13 protein-coding genes are annotated in these 14,899 nt (G+C 73.0%); 2 read left to right on the top strand and 11 right to left on the bottom strand.

The window, feature by feature from the left end:
* From B7L92_RS14970 to B7L92_RS14940, 7 genes are all read right to left on the bottom strand, one after another.
* The coding region (locus B7L92_RS14970) for a 3-oxoacid CoA-transferase subunit B (RefSeq protein ID WP_081238014.1) at window positions 1–601 on the bottom strand (601 nt) is incomplete at its 3' end.
* Window positions 601–1,293, bottom strand: coding sequence for a 3-oxoacid CoA-transferase subunit A (locus B7L92_RS14965; protein WP_081238012.1), 693 nt, complete (start codon window positions 1,291–1,293; stop codon window positions 601–603). The genes B7L92_RS14970 and B7L92_RS14965, both read right to left, overlap by 1 nt.
* Window positions 1,290–2,483 carry a thiolase family protein gene (locus tag B7L92_RS14960; protein ID WP_081238005.1) on the bottom strand — a complete coding sequence of 398 codons (1,194 nt, stop codon included), beginning with the start codon at window positions 2,481–2,483 and terminating at the stop codon, window positions 1,290–1,292. The genes B7L92_RS14965 and B7L92_RS14960 overlap by 4 nt, the downstream gene beginning before the upstream one ends.
* Entirely contained in the window at window positions 2,480–3,757 is a 1,278-nt protein-coding gene (locus B7L92_RS14955; protein ID WP_081238003.1) for an FAD-dependent oxidoreductase, read from the bottom strand. Before B7L92_RS14955 ends, B7L92_RS14960 begins: the two co-directional genes overlap by 4 nt.
* Window positions 3,758–3,787: 30 nt before the next feature.
* Window positions 3,788–4,420: a maleylpyruvate isomerase N-terminal domain-containing protein gene (locus B7L92_RS14950; protein ID WP_016824305.1), complete on the bottom strand. Its 633-nt coding sequence runs from the start codon at window positions 4,418–4,420 to the stop codon at window positions 3,788–3,790.
* A complete protein-coding gene (locus tag B7L92_RS14945) occupies window positions 4,417–5,244 on the bottom strand; it encodes a fumarylacetoacetate hydrolase family protein (RefSeq protein WP_016824306.1) in 828 nt (275 codons plus the stop codon). Before B7L92_RS14945 ends, B7L92_RS14950 begins: the two co-directional genes overlap by 4 nt.
* 2 nt (window positions 5,245–5,246) lie before the next feature.
* A complete protein-coding gene (locus B7L92_RS14940) occupies window positions 5,247–6,407 on the bottom strand; it encodes a cupin domain-containing protein (protein ID WP_081238001.1) in 1,161 nt (386 codons plus the stop codon).
* A gap of 71 nt (window positions 6,408–6,478) precedes the next feature.
* Here B7L92_RS14940 and B7L92_RS14935 point away from each other — a divergent pair, with 71 nt between their 5' ends.
* Together B7L92_RS14935 and B7L92_RS14930 are read left to right on the top strand one after the other, a co-directional pair.
* Entirely contained in the window at window positions 6,479–7,255 is a 777-nt protein-coding gene (locus B7L92_RS14935; protein ID WP_081237999.1) for an IclR family transcriptional regulator, read from the top strand.
* Between the two features lie 238 nt (window positions 7,256–7,493).
* A complete protein-coding gene (locus tag B7L92_RS14930; RefSeq protein WP_081237997.1) occupies window positions 7,494–9,131 on the top strand; it encodes an MFS transporter in 1,638 nt (545 codons plus the stop codon).
* A gap of 150 nt (window positions 9,132–9,281) precedes the next feature.
* On the opposite strand, the gene B7L92_RS14925 is transcribed toward B7L92_RS14930, so the two are convergent.
* The 4 genes from B7L92_RS14925 to B7L92_RS14910 are packed head-to-tail and all read right to left on the bottom strand — an operon-like array spanning window position 9,282 to window position 14,855.
* On the bottom strand, window positions 9,282–11,933 hold the full coding sequence (locus B7L92_RS14925) for an aconitate hydratase (RefSeq protein WP_255310966.1): 2,652 nt from the start codon (window positions 11,931–11,933) through the stop codon (window positions 9,282–9,284).
* Window positions 11,930–12,883, bottom strand: coding sequence for a citryl-CoA lyase (locus tag B7L92_RS14920; protein WP_143626326.1), 954 nt, complete (start codon window positions 12,881–12,883; stop codon window positions 11,930–11,932). The genes B7L92_RS14925 and B7L92_RS14920 overlap by 4 nt, the downstream gene beginning before the upstream one ends.
* Window positions 12,880–14,085, bottom strand: coding sequence for a CaiB/BaiF CoA transferase family protein (locus tag B7L92_RS14915; RefSeq protein WP_081237995.1), 1,206 nt, complete (start codon window positions 14,083–14,085; stop codon window positions 12,880–12,882). The genes B7L92_RS14920 and B7L92_RS14915 overlap by 4 nt, the downstream gene beginning before the upstream one ends.
* The gene (locus B7L92_RS14910) at window positions 14,082–14,855 is read right to left on the bottom strand and encodes an IclR family transcriptional regulator (RefSeq protein WP_081237993.1); all 774 of its coding nucleotides are present in this window, start codon (window positions 14,853–14,855) and stop codon (window positions 14,082–14,084) included. Before B7L92_RS14910 ends, B7L92_RS14915 begins: the two co-directional genes overlap by 4 nt.
* Window positions 14,856–14,899: the final 44 nt, after the last annotated feature.

Below are 14,899 nucleotides of genomic sequence, written 5' to 3'. Positions count from 1 at the left end.
GGCCGGGGACGAAGACGCCGTGGTCGGTGTAGACCCGGTGGACGCAGGCGGCCCCGGTGAGCGGGTACGTGCACGCGGGGACGAGCTTGGGGTCGCCGTCCCGGGTGAACAGCTTCATCATCACCAGGACCTGCCGCGCTCCGACGGCGAGGTCCATCGCGCCGCCCACGGCGGGGATGGCGTCGGGGTCGCCGGTGTGCCAGTTCGCCAGGTCCCCGTGCTGCGAGACCTGGAACGCCCCGAGGACGCACACGTCCAGATGGCCGCCGCGCATCATCGCGAAGGAGTCGGCGTGGTGGAAGTACGCCGCCCCGGGCAGCTCGGTGACCGGTACCTTCCCGGCGTTCGTGAGGTCGGGGTCCACCTCGTCGCCCACCGCGGCCGGGCCCATGCCGAGCATGCCGTTCTCGGTGTGCAGCACGATCCCCGCGTCCGCCGGCAGGTGCTCGGCGATCCGGGTCGGCTGCCCGATGCCGAGGTTGACGTAGGAACCGGACGGGACGTCGCGCGCGATGCGGGCCGCGAGTTCGTCGGTGGTGAGCGGGCCCCGGTCGGTGTGCTCCGCGGGGACCGCGGCGGGTGTGGTGTTCGTGTCCGTCATCAGCGGGCTCCTTGCACGGTGAGCCGTCGGGCCTCGGCCCGTACCAGGCGGTCGACGTAGATGCCCGGGGTGACCACGGTCTCCGGGTCGATCTCCCCGACGGGCACGATCTCGGTGACCTGGGCGACGACCGTGGTGGCCGCGGTGGCCATGACGGGGCCGAAGTTCCGGGCGGTCTTGCGGTAGACGAGGTTGCCCACGGTGTCCGCCCGGTGCGCCGAGATCAGGGCCACGTCCCCCTTGATCGGGTGCTCCAGGACGTGGACGCGCCCGTCGATCTCCCGGGTCTCCTTGCCCTCCGCCAGCGGGGTGCCGACGCCGACGGGGCTGTAGAAGGCGCCGATCCCCGCCCCGGCGGCCCGCATCCGCTCGGCGAGGGTGCCCTGCGGCACCACCTCCAGCTCCACCCGGCCGGCCCGGTACAGGTCGTCGAAGACGTAGGAGTCGCTCTGCCGGGGGAAGGAGCAGATCACCTTGCGCACCCGGCCGGCCTTGAGCAGCGCGGCCAGGCCCACGTCGCCGTTGCCGGCGTTGTTGGACACCACGGTCAGGTCCGTGGCGCCCTGCCGGATGAGGGCGTCGATGAGGTCGAACGGCATGCCCGCCAGTCCGAACCCGCCCACCAGGACCGTCGAGCCGTCCTCGACGCCCGCCACGGCCTCGTCGGCCGTGGCGGCGATGGTCGTGGTCATCCCCGGCCCACCTCCTCGGTGACGTTCTCCAGGACCACGGCGAGGGCCTGGCCCACGCCGATGCAGATGGCCGCGACGCCCCAGCGTTCGCGCCGCTCGCGCAGGACCTTCGCCAGGGTGCCCAGCAGCCGGCCGCCCGAGGCGCCCAGCGGGTGCCCGAGCGCGATGGCGCCGCCCCGGGTGTTGACGATCTCCGGGTCGATGCCCCAGGCGTCCACACAGGCGAGCGACTGCACCGCGAACGCCTCGTTCAGCTCGACCGCGCCGACGTCGCCCCAGCCGATCCCGGCCCGGCGCAGCGCCCGCTCGGCGGCCTCCACGGGGGCGTGGCCGAACATCTGCGGCTCGACGGCGTGCACGCCGCGCCCGGCGATGCGGGCGAGCGGGGCCAGTCCGATCCGGTCGGCCGCCGCCCCGGTGCCCAGCAGCACCGCCGACGCCCCGTCGCTCAGCGGGGAGGCGTTGCCGGCGGTGATCGTGCCGTCCGGGCGGAACGACGGCTTCAGGGCCGCCAGCTTCTCGGGGGAGGTGCCGGGGCGGATGCCCTCGTCACGGGTGAGCCCCTCCACGGGCAGGACCAGGTCGTCGTAGAAGCCCTCGTCCCAGGCGCGGTCCGCGAGCCGGTGGGAGCGCACCGCGAAGGCGTCCTGCCGTTCCCGGGAGACCGAGAACTTCTCCCGGAGCAGTTCGTTGCTCTCCCCCAGCGAGACCGTCCACTCCTTCGGCATCGCGGGGTTGACCAGCCGCCAGCCGAGCGTCGTGGAGACGGCCGTGACGTTGCCGGCCGGGAAGGCCTTCTCCGGCTTGGGCAGCACCCAGGGCGCGCGGGTCATGGACTCCACACCGCCGGCGACGACGACGTCCGCGTCGCCGGACTCCAGGGTGCGCGAGGCGATGATCGCCGCGTCCAGGCTGGAGCCGCACAGCCGGTTCACGGTGGTGGCGGGCACGCTCACCGGCAGTCCGGCCAGCAGCACCGCCATCCGTCCGACGTTGCGGTTGTCCTCGCCGGCGCCGTTGGCGTTGCCCCACACCACGTCGCCGATCGCGGCGCGGTCCAGGTCCGGGGCCTTGTCCAGCAGCCCGGTCAGCGCGGTGGCGGCGAGGTCGTCGGGGCGCACCCCGGCCAGGGCTCCGCCGAACCGGCCGAAGGGGGTGCGGACCGCGGCGTACAGGTAGGCGTCGCTCACGCGGCGTCCCCCACCGCCGTCAGCGGTTCGCCCCCGGCGCGTCCGGCGTCCTCGACGGCCGCCGAGGACAGCGGGACCGGCGTGAACATGGGGGGTTCCTCGTCCGGCGTCAGCGCGGTCGGGCCGTACAGCCAGTCCGTGAACGCGTAGTCGTAGGTGTCGCGGGCGCGCAGCAGTACGTTGCGCTGCTCGCGGGCGACGCCGTCGAGGTGCCACAGCTCGCCCCACTTGCGGGACGTGGTCAGCACGCGGCGGCAGTGCTCCGGGCGGACGGCCTCGTAGGCGGCGAGCGCGGCGCCCCAGTCGACCGTGCCGTCCTCGGCGCGGTTGCGGGCGACGTGCTCGCCCAGCACCCAGCCGTCCTCGATGGCCATGATCGCGCCCTGTGCGATGTACTGCAGCGGCGGGTGCGCGGAGTCGCCGAGCAGCGCGATCCGGCCGTGGACCCAGTTCATGATCGGCTCGCGGTCGAACATCCGCCACCACTTGTCCCGCCACATGAACTGCAGACCGTCCTGGACGAAGTCGCAGGTCTGGGCGAAGGCGGCGTCGAGCTCGTCCGGCGTGCCCCAGTCCTCCCGGCCGGCCAGCGCCTTGGGCGACTCGAAGACCGCGACCTGGTTGAGCAGCTCGCCGCCGCGCAGGCCGTAGTGGACGAAGTGGCAGGCGGGGCCGATGTACACCACGACCTCGCTGAGGTCGACGGACTTCACCCGCGGCTGCTCGGCGGGGACGGTGCCGCGGTAGGCGACGTACGCCGAGGAGACGGGCTCGTCGTCGACGAACAGCTTGCGGGCGACGGAGTGCAGGCCGTCGGCCGCGATCACCACGCCGGCCTCGTGGGTCTCGCCGGAGGCGAGGGTCACGCGGGCGCCGCCGTCGGTGTTCTCGTACGAGGTCACCTGGGCGTCGGTGATCAGCTCGACGCCGGCGCGCTCGCACGCGCGCAGCAGCAGGCCGTGCAGGTCGCTGCGGTGGATGACCATGTACGGGTAGCCGTAGCGCTTCTCCAGGTCCCGCAGGTCGAGCCGGGTCAGCTCGTCGCCGTCGACGGCGTCGCGCATGACCATCGCGTCCGGGACGACACCGAGGCTCTTGGCCTCCTGAAGGAGACCGTAGTCGTCGAGGATGCGGGTGCAGTTGGGGGCGAGCTGGATGCCGGCGCCGACCTCGCCGAAGGCGGGGGCGCGCTCCAGCAGGCGGACGCTCAGGCCCTGGCGGGTCAGCGAGAACGCCGCGCCGAGGCCGCCGATGCCGCCGCCGACGACGATCACATCAGGGTGGGACATGACTTCACTCCTCTACTACAGCCACGGGCCGAGCTCGGGAGCGTCGGCGAGCGTGTGGGGGCGGCCGGCCAGCCAGGCGGCGACCTCGGGCAGAGGGCCGTCGGGGAGCTCGGTCAGTCCGCGCTTGGCGCGGATCTCGCCGACCAGGGCGGTCAGGAAGCCCTTCGGGAGGTCGGCGAAGGTGACGACCCCGGTGCCGAGGTCGACGGCGTGGACGCACACCTCGCGGGCGCGCATCCACGGGAGTTCGGTGGCGGGGACGGTGCGGCCCTGGGCGGTGACGACCTCGCGGTGCCACTGCTCGTCGGTGAGCCGGTCCAGTCCCTCGGCGAGCTCGTGCGCGGAAGTCGTCAGCCAGGAGCGGAGCTCGTCGGCCGACAGGGTCGGCCCCTTGGCGATGCCGGCGGCGCGCTCCTCGGCGGAGGCGTACATCGGCGTCTGTTCGCCGGTGGCCGCCCAGTGCACCAGGTTGCCCAGGGCGTCGGCGTTGGCGGCGACATGGGCCACGAGGTGCTTGCGGGTCCACTCCGGCAGCACGCTGGGGGCCGAGAAGGCGGCCTCGTCGAGGCCCGCGACGGCGTCGAGCATCAGCTCGGTGCCGGTGCGGGCCCACGCGCGTGCGTCGGCGAACGTCCGCGTGCCGGTCATCCCTCGACCACCTTGTTGGTGCAGGCGCCCAGGCCGGCGATCTCGGTGACCACGGTCTGGCCGGGGAGCAGGAAGACCTTGGGGTCGCGGGCGTTGCCCACGCCGGCCGGGGTGCCGGTGGCGATGATGTCGCCCGGCTGCAGGGTGATGACGGTGGAGATGTACTGCACCAGGAAGACCGGGTCGAACAGCAGCGTGCCGGTGTCGTCCTGCTGCATGACCTGGCCGTCGACGGTCGTCTTCACCTCGAGGGCGGGGCGGACGCCGCCGACCTCGTCGGGGGTGACGACGTAGGGGCCGACCGGGGTGGAGGCCTCCCAGATCTTGCCCTGGGTCCACTCGATGGTGCGGAACTGCCAGTCGCGCACCGAGATGTCGTTCATGACGGTGAAGCCGGCGATGGCGTCGGCGGCCTGCTGCTCGTCGGCGCGGCGCACCGCCTTGCCGATCACGACGGCCAGCTCGACCTCCCAGTCGAACGCCTCGGTCTCGGCCGGCTTGACGATGTCGTCGCCCGCGCCCAGCAGGGTCTCGGCGAACTTCGGGAAGAGGGTCGGGTAGTTCGGCAGCTCCCGGCCCATCTCCTTGATGTGGTTGGTGTAGTTGTGGCCGACGCAGATGACCTTGGACGGGTTGGGGACGACCGGCGCGAAGTCCGCGCCCTCGACCGGGTGGGTGGTGCCGGACGCGGCGGCGGCCTTCGCCTGCCAGTCGGCCTCGGCGAACAGCTCGCCGAGGTCGGCGTACCCGAGGTCGACGAGGGTCTCGCCGTCGAGGCGGACCGCCCGGGTCCCGTCGGCGGTGCGGATGGTGGCGAGCTTCATGGTCAGGCGTCCTTCTGGGTGCGGTCGAGCTTGAGCGCCTCGAAGACGGGCGCGTCGGAGAAACGGAACAGGTCGAGGGCGCCCTCGTCGGAGTCGGTCGCACCGGCCTCGGACTTGGCGGAGAACGGCTCCCAGGACGGGACGACGAACAGGTCGCCGCGGGTCACCGTCCACGACTTCCCGCCGACGGTCACCACGCCGGAGCCGTCGAAGACCTGGTAGACCGAGGAACCGGTCTCGCGCACCGGCGCGGTCTCGGCGCCCCGGGCGACGCGGTGGAACTCGGCGCGGAGGGTGGGCAGGACGTCGGAGCCGTCGTGCGGGTTGGAGTAGCGCACCGCGGCGTGGCCGGGCTCGACGGTGCCGCCGAAGCCCTCCTTCTCCAGCAGCAGCTGGTCGGCCAGGGCGGCGTTGGTGTACTCCCACTTGTAGGAGAGCAGCGGGCTGCCCGGCGTGGCCGGGGCGGCCGACAGCGGGCGCAGGCCCGGGTGGCCCCACAGGCGCTCGGAGCGCGACCGCTCGGGGGTGATCCGCTCGGCGTCACTGATCTCGTCGCGGCCGAACTCGAAGAACTGCGCCTCGGTGACGTACTGGAAGGGGATGTCCAGACCGTCGATCCAGGCCATCGGCTCGGAGGTCGCGTTGTGGTGGGCGTGCCAGTTCCAGCCCGCCTGCGGGAGGAAGTCACCGCGGTTCATCGGCACCGGGTCGCCGCCGACGACCGTCCACACGCCCGAGCCCTCGACGACGAAGCGGAAGGCGTGCTGGGTGTGGCGGTGCTCGGGGGCGTCCTCCCCCGGCATGAGGTACTGGATGGCCGCCCACAGGGTCGGGGTGGCGAACGGCCGCCCGCCGAGGGAGGGGTTGGCCAGCGCGATGGCCCGGCGCTCACCGCCGCGGCCGACGGGGACCAGGTCACCGGCCCGGTCCGCCAGCTCCCGCAGCTTCTCCCAGCGCCACAGGTGCGGCACGGCGCGCGAGCGCGGGTGGGCCGGCATCAGGTCGCCGATCTCGGTCCACAGCGGGACGAGCAGCTCCTGCTCGAAACCCCGGTACAGCTCTTCGAGCGCCGGGGTGACCTCGGGTTGTCCCTCCGCGGAGACGGCCTGGAGCCGGACCGGGGAACCCGTAACGGTGTCTGGGGCGAAGGAGGACTGAGCCATGTGCCACAGCGTGCCTGGTGTCTTCCAGATGAACATGTAGATTCTGGAGAGCAGAATCCGGAGGGCATGCCATGGACAAACCGCTGAAGACCCCACCGCCCTACCCCATCGCCAGCGTGGACCACGCGCTGCGGGCGGCGACCATCCTGCAGATGGAGGGCGGCGCGACCGTGTCGCAGATCGCCGAGCGGCTGGGCGTCGCCCGCTCGACCGCCCACCGGCTCCTGGCGATGCTCGTCTACCGCGACTTCGCCGTGCAGGACGAGGACCGCGTCTACCGCGCGGGGCCGGTGCTGGAGCTCGCCGCGCACTCCCAGTCCCTGGTGTCGCGGCTGCGCGCGGCGGCCCTGCCCCATCTGCACCGGGTCGTCGACCTGCTGGACGAGACCACCAACCTGATCGTGCGCACCGGGGACACCACCCGGTTCATCGCCAGCGTGGAGTGCCGGCAGGCACTGCGGGTCGGCTCCCGGGAGGGCATGGTGTTCCCGGCCCACCGCACGACGACGGGGCTGCTCCTGCTCGCCGAGCTCACCGACGAGGAGCTGGAGGAGGTCTACGCCCCCGAGCGCTACCGCGACCGCCCGGCCGAGCGCCCGGACCTCGCCCGGCTGCGGACCGAGCTGAGGCGGCTGCGCCGCAACGGGTTCGCCGTCAACCAGGAGCGCTCCGAACGCGGCCTCGTCGCCGTCGGCGTCCCCGTGCGCGACCGGGACGGCACCGCGCTGGCCGGCCTGTCGGTGTCGATGCCCGGCGTGCGCTACGACCCGCACCGCCTCCAGCCCTTGGTCGCCGTCCTGGAGACCACGGCGCGCGCCCTGGAGAAGGACCTGGCCGAGCAGCACTGAACCGTTCCCCCCCGATCACACGACAGTGAGGATGTCAGACTTACAGCAAGGCTGTTTGCTTTAAATCACGAACACATCATTGACGCGGCGTAAAGCGAGTGTCATTCTCCACGGCATCGCGGCCGATCCGTACCGTGCGCGTCCCGCCCCCCACCGCGCACGCAGGGTCGAGCCGTTCCGCCCTCCCGAGGCTCCCGTTCCCGGGACGCCCGTCTTTCCCAGCCGGGGAGAAACAGCAATGACGCTCAACAACGGGACGACGACGTCCCAGGGCCCAACCGCGGGGGCCGCCCGGATGCCGGGCTACGCGGGAACACTGGCTGCCGCCTGCGGCGCGGTCTTCGTGGCCCAGGTCGCGAACGCGCTGCCGGCCTCGCTGAACGGTCTCTTCCAGCAGGACCTGAACACCCACGGATCCCAGCTCACGTGGATCACCGCCGCGTTCATGATCGCCGTGGTCTGCTTCGAGTTCACCTTCGGTGTCCTCGGTGACCTCTTCGGGCGGCGCAGGCTCGTCGCGGCCGGCACCGCCCTGGTCGCCGCGGGCAGCGCCGTGGCCGCGCTCGCGCCCAGCGTGCAGGTGCTGTGGATCGGCGCCGCCCTCAACGGTCTGGGCGCCGGCGCCATGTTCCCCGGCTCGCTGACCGCGATCACCGCCGTCACCCGCACCGCCCGGGAACGGGCGCAGGCGGTGGCGCTCTGGAGCGGCTTCCTGTCCGCCGGCGCCGCCGTCTCACCGCTGCTCGGCGGCATGTTCGCCAAGGTCGGGTCCTGGCGCGGCTCCTTCTGGGTGCTCGTCGGCCTCGCCCTGGTCAGCATGGTGGTCACCCTGGTGCTGGCCACGGAGTCGAAGGCGCCCGAGGGCCGCTCGCTCGACGTCCCCGGCCAGATCACCTTCGCCCTCGGCCTCATCCTGGTGCTGTACGGCGCCGTCGAGGGACCCGAGTCGGGCTGGACCACCCTCCCCGTCCTGCTCGCCTTCATTCTCGGCGCCTGCTTCCTCGCCGCGTTCGTGCTGGTGGAGCTGGGGGCCTCGTCCCCGATCTTCGACCTGAAGCTGTTCCGCAACCGGGCCTTCACCGTGTCGTCCGTCGTCGCGGTCATCGGCATGCTCGCCTTCCTCGGCGCCTGCTTCGCGACGAGCATGTGGCTGGGCCCGGTGCAGCACCAGGACCCGATCCGCGTCGCGGTCCCCTTCCTGCTCCTCCAGGGACCCGCCTTCCTGCTCATCCCGGTCGTCTCGCGGCTCCTGCACAAGGTCGCCGCCTCCTGGCTGCTGACCTCCGGGTTCGTCCTGATGGCGATCGGCTGCCTGCTGTGCACCCGGCTGGACGTCACCGACACCGGACTCGGCGCGTTCGTCGCGCCCGCCCTGCTGATCGGCATCGGCTTCGCCCTGACCGTCAGCTCGGTGACGGCCGTGGCGCTGAACAGCGTGCCGCAGCACCTCGCGGGCATGGCCAGCGCCACCACCAACATGCTGCGCGACCTCGGCTTCGCGCTCGGTCCGGTCGTCGTCGGCGCGGTCGCCCTCAGCAACGCGGGCTCGGCGTTCGGGGAGAAGCTGGCCGGCGCCGACCTGACGCCCGGGGAACTGGCGGCGGCGCAGGAGATCGGCCGGGCCGGAGGGCCCATCGCGGTGAACAGCCTGCCGCCCGGCGCCCCGGGCTCCTCGGCGCACGGCCTGGCCCTGGACGCCCTGGGCAGCGGCTTCAGCACCGCCTACCTGGTGTGCGGTGTGGCGGCCCTCGTCGCCGCGGCGCTGACCGCCTTCGGCATGATCGGCCTCCGCTCCGACCACTCCGCCGGGGACGCGGACTCCGCGCCCCGGTCACCCGGGCGCGACGACGCCCCGGCGCCGGCTCCCGCCCGGTAGGCGGACCGGGCGGGCCGCCGGCCTCCCCGGCGCGCCCATCAGGACGACGGCTCCCTCCCGCGTGCGCGGGAGGGAGCCGTTCGGCGCGGGGACCGTCCGCCGCGGCGGAGGGTCGGCCGGGAGGGCGTGACCGGCGGCCCGTCGGGCCGCTCATCCGGAGCCGGCCGTGCGCGCCGCGGGTCCGGAGGAGTCCTGATCGTCCGTCCGGGCGGACAGCAGGTGGCCGAACAGCCCGCCGGCCCGGAGCCAGTCCAGTTCCAGCGGCGTGTCGATACGGCACTCGGCGGCGCCGTCCCACAGCACGCGGCCGCCGCGGCGGACCCGGACGGTGGCGCTCGTCGACGACGCGAGGTCGTCGATGCCGAGGAGGTCGATCTCCTCGGTCCCGTCGAACAGGTCGGGGGACGGCCCCTCCCACTGGACCGGCAGGACGCCGAGGGCGACCAGGTTGGTGCGGTGGATGCGTTCGAAGCTCCTCGCCAGCACCGCGCGCACGCCGAGGAGCCGAGTGACCTTGGCCGCCCAGTCACGTGCGGAGCCCGCTCCGTACATGTCGCCCGCCACGACGACGAGCGGGGTGCCCCGGCGGCGGTGGTACTCGGCCGCGGCGTGGACCGGCACGGGCGTCCGGTCGGGCGCGGTCCGGGTCCAGCCGCCCTCCCTGTCGGGGGCCAGGTGGTTGGACAGGCGCGGGTTCGCGAAGCCGCCCCTGACCATGACGTCGTGGTTGAGGCGACGGGAGCTGAAGGTGCCCAGGGCCCGCTCGTCGACCCCCCGCTCGATCAGCCACCGGCCCGCGGCGGAGTCGGGCAGGATCCGCGCGACCGGCGAGATGTGGTCGGTGGTCACCGCGTCACCCAGCACCAGCAGCGGACGGGCGCCGAGCAGCTCTCCGTCGACCGCCGGTCCGGTGAGGTCCGCGTCGGTGAACGGCGGCCGCCGGATGCTGCCCGTTTCCCCGTCCCACGGGTAGGTGTCGTCCCGCGGATGCTCGAGCGCCAGCCAGCGCTCGGTGGTCAGGGACCGGCGGGCCCCGCGGCCGAGGGAGGCGGCCTCGTGGGCGGACAGCAGGTCGTCGATCTCCTGCTCGTCCGGCCAGAGGTCGGCGAGCACGACCGGTGAGCCGTCGGCGGCACGGCCGAGGGGGTCGGTCTCCGGGTTCGTCCGCACGTTGCCCGCCAACGCGTAGGCCACGACCATGGCCGGCGAGGCGAGGTAGGCGTGCGCGACCTCCGGGTGGATGCGCCCGGTGAAGTTGCGGTTCCCGGAGACGACCGCGGCCAGGGCGGTGCCCTCGGCCCGCGCGGTCGCGTCGAGCGCCGGGCTCAGGGGGCCGGAGTTGCCCATGCAGGTGCCGCACCCGAATCCCGCGACGTGGAAACCGAGTTCGTCGAGGTACTTCTGCAGGCCGGCCGAGGCCAGGAGGTCCGCCGCCGCCCTGGAGCCCGGCGTCAGCGAGGTCTTGGTCCACGCCGCCGGCCGGAGGCCCGCCTCGACCGCGTTGCGCGCCAGGAGGCCCGCGGCGACCAGGGAGCGCGGGTTCGAGGTGTTGGTGCAGCTCGTGATCGCCGCGATGGCCACGTCGCCGTCCCGGGGCCGGGCGGCGCCCAGGGTCGCGGGGACCTCGGCCGGAGCGAGCGCCTCGTGCGGTCTCGCGGGGCCCGCGAGGGTCGTCGAGACGGAGTCCAGCGCGACGGTGATCCCGGTGTCGAAGCGCGGGACCGGGCCGTCCGGGGTGTGCAGCAGGCCCTGCGCCTTCAGGTACTGCTCGGTCAGGTGGACCTGCTCGGGGGAGCGGCCGGTGGTCGCCAGGTAGGTGAGGGTGCGGCGGTCGGCCGGGAACCAGGCCATGGTCGCGCCGTACTCGGGAGCCATGTTGGCGACCGTCGCGCGGTCCGGCACCGACAAGGAGGCCAGGCCCGGGCCGTGGAACTCCACGATGGACCCCACGACGTCCAGCTCACGCAGCCGCCGGGCCAGGGTCAGGGCCAGGTCGGAGGCGAAGACCCCCGGGGCGAGCCGTCCGGTGAGCTCCACCCCCACGACGCGCGGCACACGGATCATGACGGCCTGGCCGAGTGCGGCGGCGGTGGCCTCGATGCCCCCCACGCCCCACCCGGTGACGCCCAGGGCGTTGATCATCGTGGTGTGCGAGTCGGTCCCGACCAGTGAGTCGAGCGCGGCCACCCGCGTGCCGTGGGACTCCTCGGTGGTCACCACCGGGGCGAGGACCTCGAGGTTCAGCTGGTGGCAGATGCCCACGCCGGGGGGCACGACCCGGAGCCCGGGAAGCCGTTCCTGGGCCCACCGCAGGAACCGGTAGCGGTCGTGGTGCCTCACGTACTCCAGGTCGATGTTCCGGGACGCCGCGGCCCCGCTCGCGTACTCGTCCACCTCCAGCGCGTGGTCCACGACCAGGTCGAGCGGGAGCACCGGCTCCAGCGCCGAGCGGTCCAGGCCGTCGGCGGCGGCCCGCTCGAGCAGGGTGACCAGGTCCGCCAGCACCGGAATGCCGGACGCGTCCTGCAGGAGGACACGGCCGGGGAAGAACGGGACCGCCGCGGACGCGTCGCGTCGGGCGAGCGCGCGTACGTGCCCGGGCAGCGCCTGCGGATGCCCCTGGCGGCGCAGGATCCCTTCCACCAGCGTCCTCAGCGACCACGGCAGGTCGCCGAGGGGACCGGCGCCGTTGGCCTCGGCGGCGGCCAGGCTGTAGTACCGCAAGGGCTCCCCGGACGCGTCCTCGACCGGTAGCGTCCTGAGGCACCCGAACGCGTCCGGTGCGGTGAACGGCGTGCTCACGGCGTGTCCACGGTCTCGGCGGTCCATGCCCGTTCCGCGTGGCCGGTGTAGGTCGGCAGGAGCGGCGGGGGCATCGGGCCCTTGATGCGCCGGCCGCTCCGGGACTCCTCCCAGCTGTGGGCCAGCACGCCGACGGACCGCGACAGGATGAAGAGTCCGCGGGCGAGTTCGGCGGTGAAGCCGAGCTCGGCGTAGATCACGGCGGTGGCGCCGTCGATGTTCATCGGGATGGGGCGCTCCCGGCCGGCCGACAGCTGGGCCTCCAGTTCCAGGGCCGCGGCGAAGTAACGGCCCCCGACGACCCCGGCGTCGACGGCTTCCCGGACGAACTCGAGGAGCGGGTCCCGGCGGGGGTCGTGGGAGTGGAAGCGGTGGCCGAACCCGGGGATGTAGGACCGGCGTTCGCGGTGGGCGGCGATCTCGGCGGCCACCGCCTCCCGCAGGGGGACCGCGGCGGAGGAGCCGGCGTCGTCGCCCTCGCCGCCCGTGCTCGTGGTGACCAGTCGCTGCAGGAGTTCGACGCACTGCTGGCCGGCACCGCCGTGGACGTCCCCGAGCAGTCCCACACCGGTGGACATCGCACCGTGCAGGCCCACGCCGCAGGTGGCGGCCATGCGAGCCGCCGCGATGGAGGGCGCCTGCGGTCCGTGGTCCACCGCGGCCACGAGTGCCTTCTCCAGGAGCGCCGCCTGGGCGGGGGACGGCATCGCGCCGCGGACCATGGTCCAGACGGTCTCCACGAAGGTGGCCCGGCGGATGAGGTCCTGGACCGGGTATCCGCGGAACCGGATGACGCCGGGCTCGATGTCCGACACCTCGGTGGTCCACCAGTCGGCCACCTCGCGGGAGGTCACGGCGTCCAGTGCCGCGGCGCGTGCCGGTGAGGTCCGCTCCACGGGCTCGTTGCGGCCCGCACCTGTGCTGCCGGTGTCGTCCGGTCGGGTTCTCATATGGCTCCCTCCTCGCGGAAGTCCTCGATCTGCTCGGTGGTGAACCCGATCTCGAGCAGGATCTCCTCGGTGTGCTCGCCGAGTGCGGGGGGCGGTGAGGAGGGTCTCACCGCCTGGCCGTCGACATGGGTGGGCAGTCCCAGGACCCGGACCGTTCCGGCTTGTGCGGCGGGCATCGGCACCTCGGAGACCAGTTCCCGGTGCTCAACCTGTGCCGAGGTGAGCGACGCGGGGACCGACATCACCGGAGCGGCCGGAACACCCGTGTCCAGCAGGACCTCGTCCCATTCGGCGGCGGTCTTCTCCTTGAGCGAGATCTCGAGCTCGTCGCGCAGGAGTTCGCGGTGGCGCTTGCGGTCCTCGCGGGTGACGAAGCGAGGATCGGTGATGAGTTCCTCGCGGTGCAGGACCTTGCAGAGGGTCTCGAACTGCTCCTGCTTGTTGGCCGCGATGTTGAGCATCCCGTCCGCGGTGGCGAAGCTGCCCGACGGCGCCGAGGTCATGTTCTCGTTGCCCATGGGCACGGGCTCCTGGCCGGTCACCAGGTGGTTGGAGACGACCCAGCCCATGGAGGTGAGGGCCGCGTCCAGCATGGAGGTGTCGAGGTGGGCGCCCTGCCCCGTCCGCCGCTGCCGGACGACGGCGGCGCACACGGCCATGGCGGCGGCGAGGCCGCCGAAGCTGTCGCACACCGGGTAGCCGACGCGCAGCGGCGCGGACCGGGTGTCGCCGGTCACGCTCATGATGCCGGAGAGGCCCTGGATCACCTGGTCGTACGCCGGGCGACCGCGCATCGGCCCGGTGGCGCCGAAGCCGGAGACGGCGCAGTAGACCAGACGGGGGTTCAGTTCCCGCAGCCGCTCCCAGCCGAAGCCGAGGCGCTGGAGGACTCCCGGGCGGAAGTTCTCCAGGAGCACGTCGGCATCGGCGAGCAACTGCTCGAACACCTTCTTGCCGCCGTCGGTCTTGAGGTTGACCGTCACGGACCGTTTCTGGGAGTTCTGGGCGAGGAAGGAGACGCCCATCCGTGCGGCGCTCAGTTCGGGATCGGCGCCGAGCTGGCGTGCCAGGTCACCGCTCCCGGCCGTCTCCACCTTGATCACGTCGGCCCCGAGCAGGGCGAGTTGGTAACCGGCGAACGGCCCGGCGAGCACATTGGTCATGTCCAGGACGCGAACGCCCTCGAGCAGGTCTGCGGTCACAGGAAGGCCTCCACGGTGCCGAGCCCGACGGCGCTGATCCGCCGGGCTGCATGGGTTGCGGCGTCGACGTACCGGGCGACCCGGTCCGCGGTGAAGCGTGAGGTGGGGCCGCTCATGGAGAGCGCGGCGAGGAGGCGGCCGTCGGCGGCCACGATCGGCGCCGCCACCGCGGAGGCACCGAGTTCACGATCGCCGTGGGTGATGGCGAAGCCGGCCTCGCGCGTGCTCGCGGCGGCGGTGCGCAAGTCCTTCGCGTCGACGCGTGCGTCCTGCGCGGACAGGGCTTCCAGCACGGTGTCCGGGCAGCCACCGAGCAGCACCCTGGCCGCGGCGCCCCCGGTCATGGGGTAGGGCTCACCGACCCGCACCACGCTCCGTACGGTCGCGGTGCCCTCGACCTGGGCCACGCAGATGCGGTGCAGGTCCTGGCGGATGTAGATGTTCACCGTTTCGCCGCAGTCGTCGCGCAGGGCCGTCATCACCTGCCGGGCCTCGGCGCCCACCTCCCACATCGCCTCGGCCAGCTTGACCCACCGCAGGAACGAGGGGCCGATGCTGTAGGTCGATTCGCTCGGGCTGGTGATGATCCCCGGGTTGCTGAGGGTGCCGAGCAGACGGACGACCGTCGACTTGGGCAGGCCGGTGAACTCGACGAGTTCGCGCAGTGAGCGGACCTTGTGCTCGGCGTCGAACGCTCTCAGAAGGTCGAAGGCACGAGTCACGCTCCGTACGCCGCCGTCGGCTGCAGCGGCCGCTGAGGGCAGTGTCATGCCGCCAGCATAGGTCCACCAGGTGGTTCATGTAAACCATTGAA

The sequence above is a fragment of the Streptomyces viridosporus genome (genome assembly GCF_002078235.1).
GTDB lineage: Bacteria > Actinomycetota > Actinomycetes > Streptomycetales > Streptomycetaceae > Streptomyces > Streptomyces viridosporus.
Note: the sequence above shows the minus strand (reverse complement) of the source record. Positions and strands in the feature narration are given on the sequence as shown.

Coding starts and splice junctions, on each gene's coding strand:
- B7L92_RS14965 (WP_081238012.1), bottom strand. CDS start 1,293: ATGACCACGACCATCGCCGCCACGGCCGACGAGGCCGTGGCGGGCGTC.
- B7L92_RS14950 (WP_016824305.1), bottom strand. CDS start 4,420: ATGACCGGCACGCGGACGTTCGCCGACGCACGCGCGTGGGCCCGCACC.
- B7L92_RS14945 (WP_016824306.1), bottom strand. CDS start 5,244: ATGAAGCTCGCCACCATCCGCACCGCCGACGGGACCCGGGCGGTCCGC.
- B7L92_RS14940 (WP_081238001.1), bottom strand. CDS start 6,407: ATGGCTCAGTCCTCCTTCGCCCCAGACACCGTTACGGGTTCCCCGGTC.
- B7L92_RS14935 (WP_081237999.1), top strand. CDS start 6,479: ATGGACAAACCGCTGAAGACCCCACCGCCCTACCCCATCGCCAGCGTG.
- B7L92_RS14930 (WP_081237997.1), top strand. CDS start 7,494: ATGACGCTCAACAACGGGACGACGACGTCCCAGGGCCCAACCGCGGGG.
- B7L92_RS14920 (WP_143626326.1), bottom strand. CDS start 12,883: ATGAGAACCCGACCGGACGACACCGGCAGCACAGGTGCGGGCCGCAAC.
- B7L92_RS14910 (WP_081237993.1), bottom strand. CDS start 14,855: ATGACACTGCCCTCAGCGGCCGCTGCAGCCGACGGCGGCGTACGGAGC.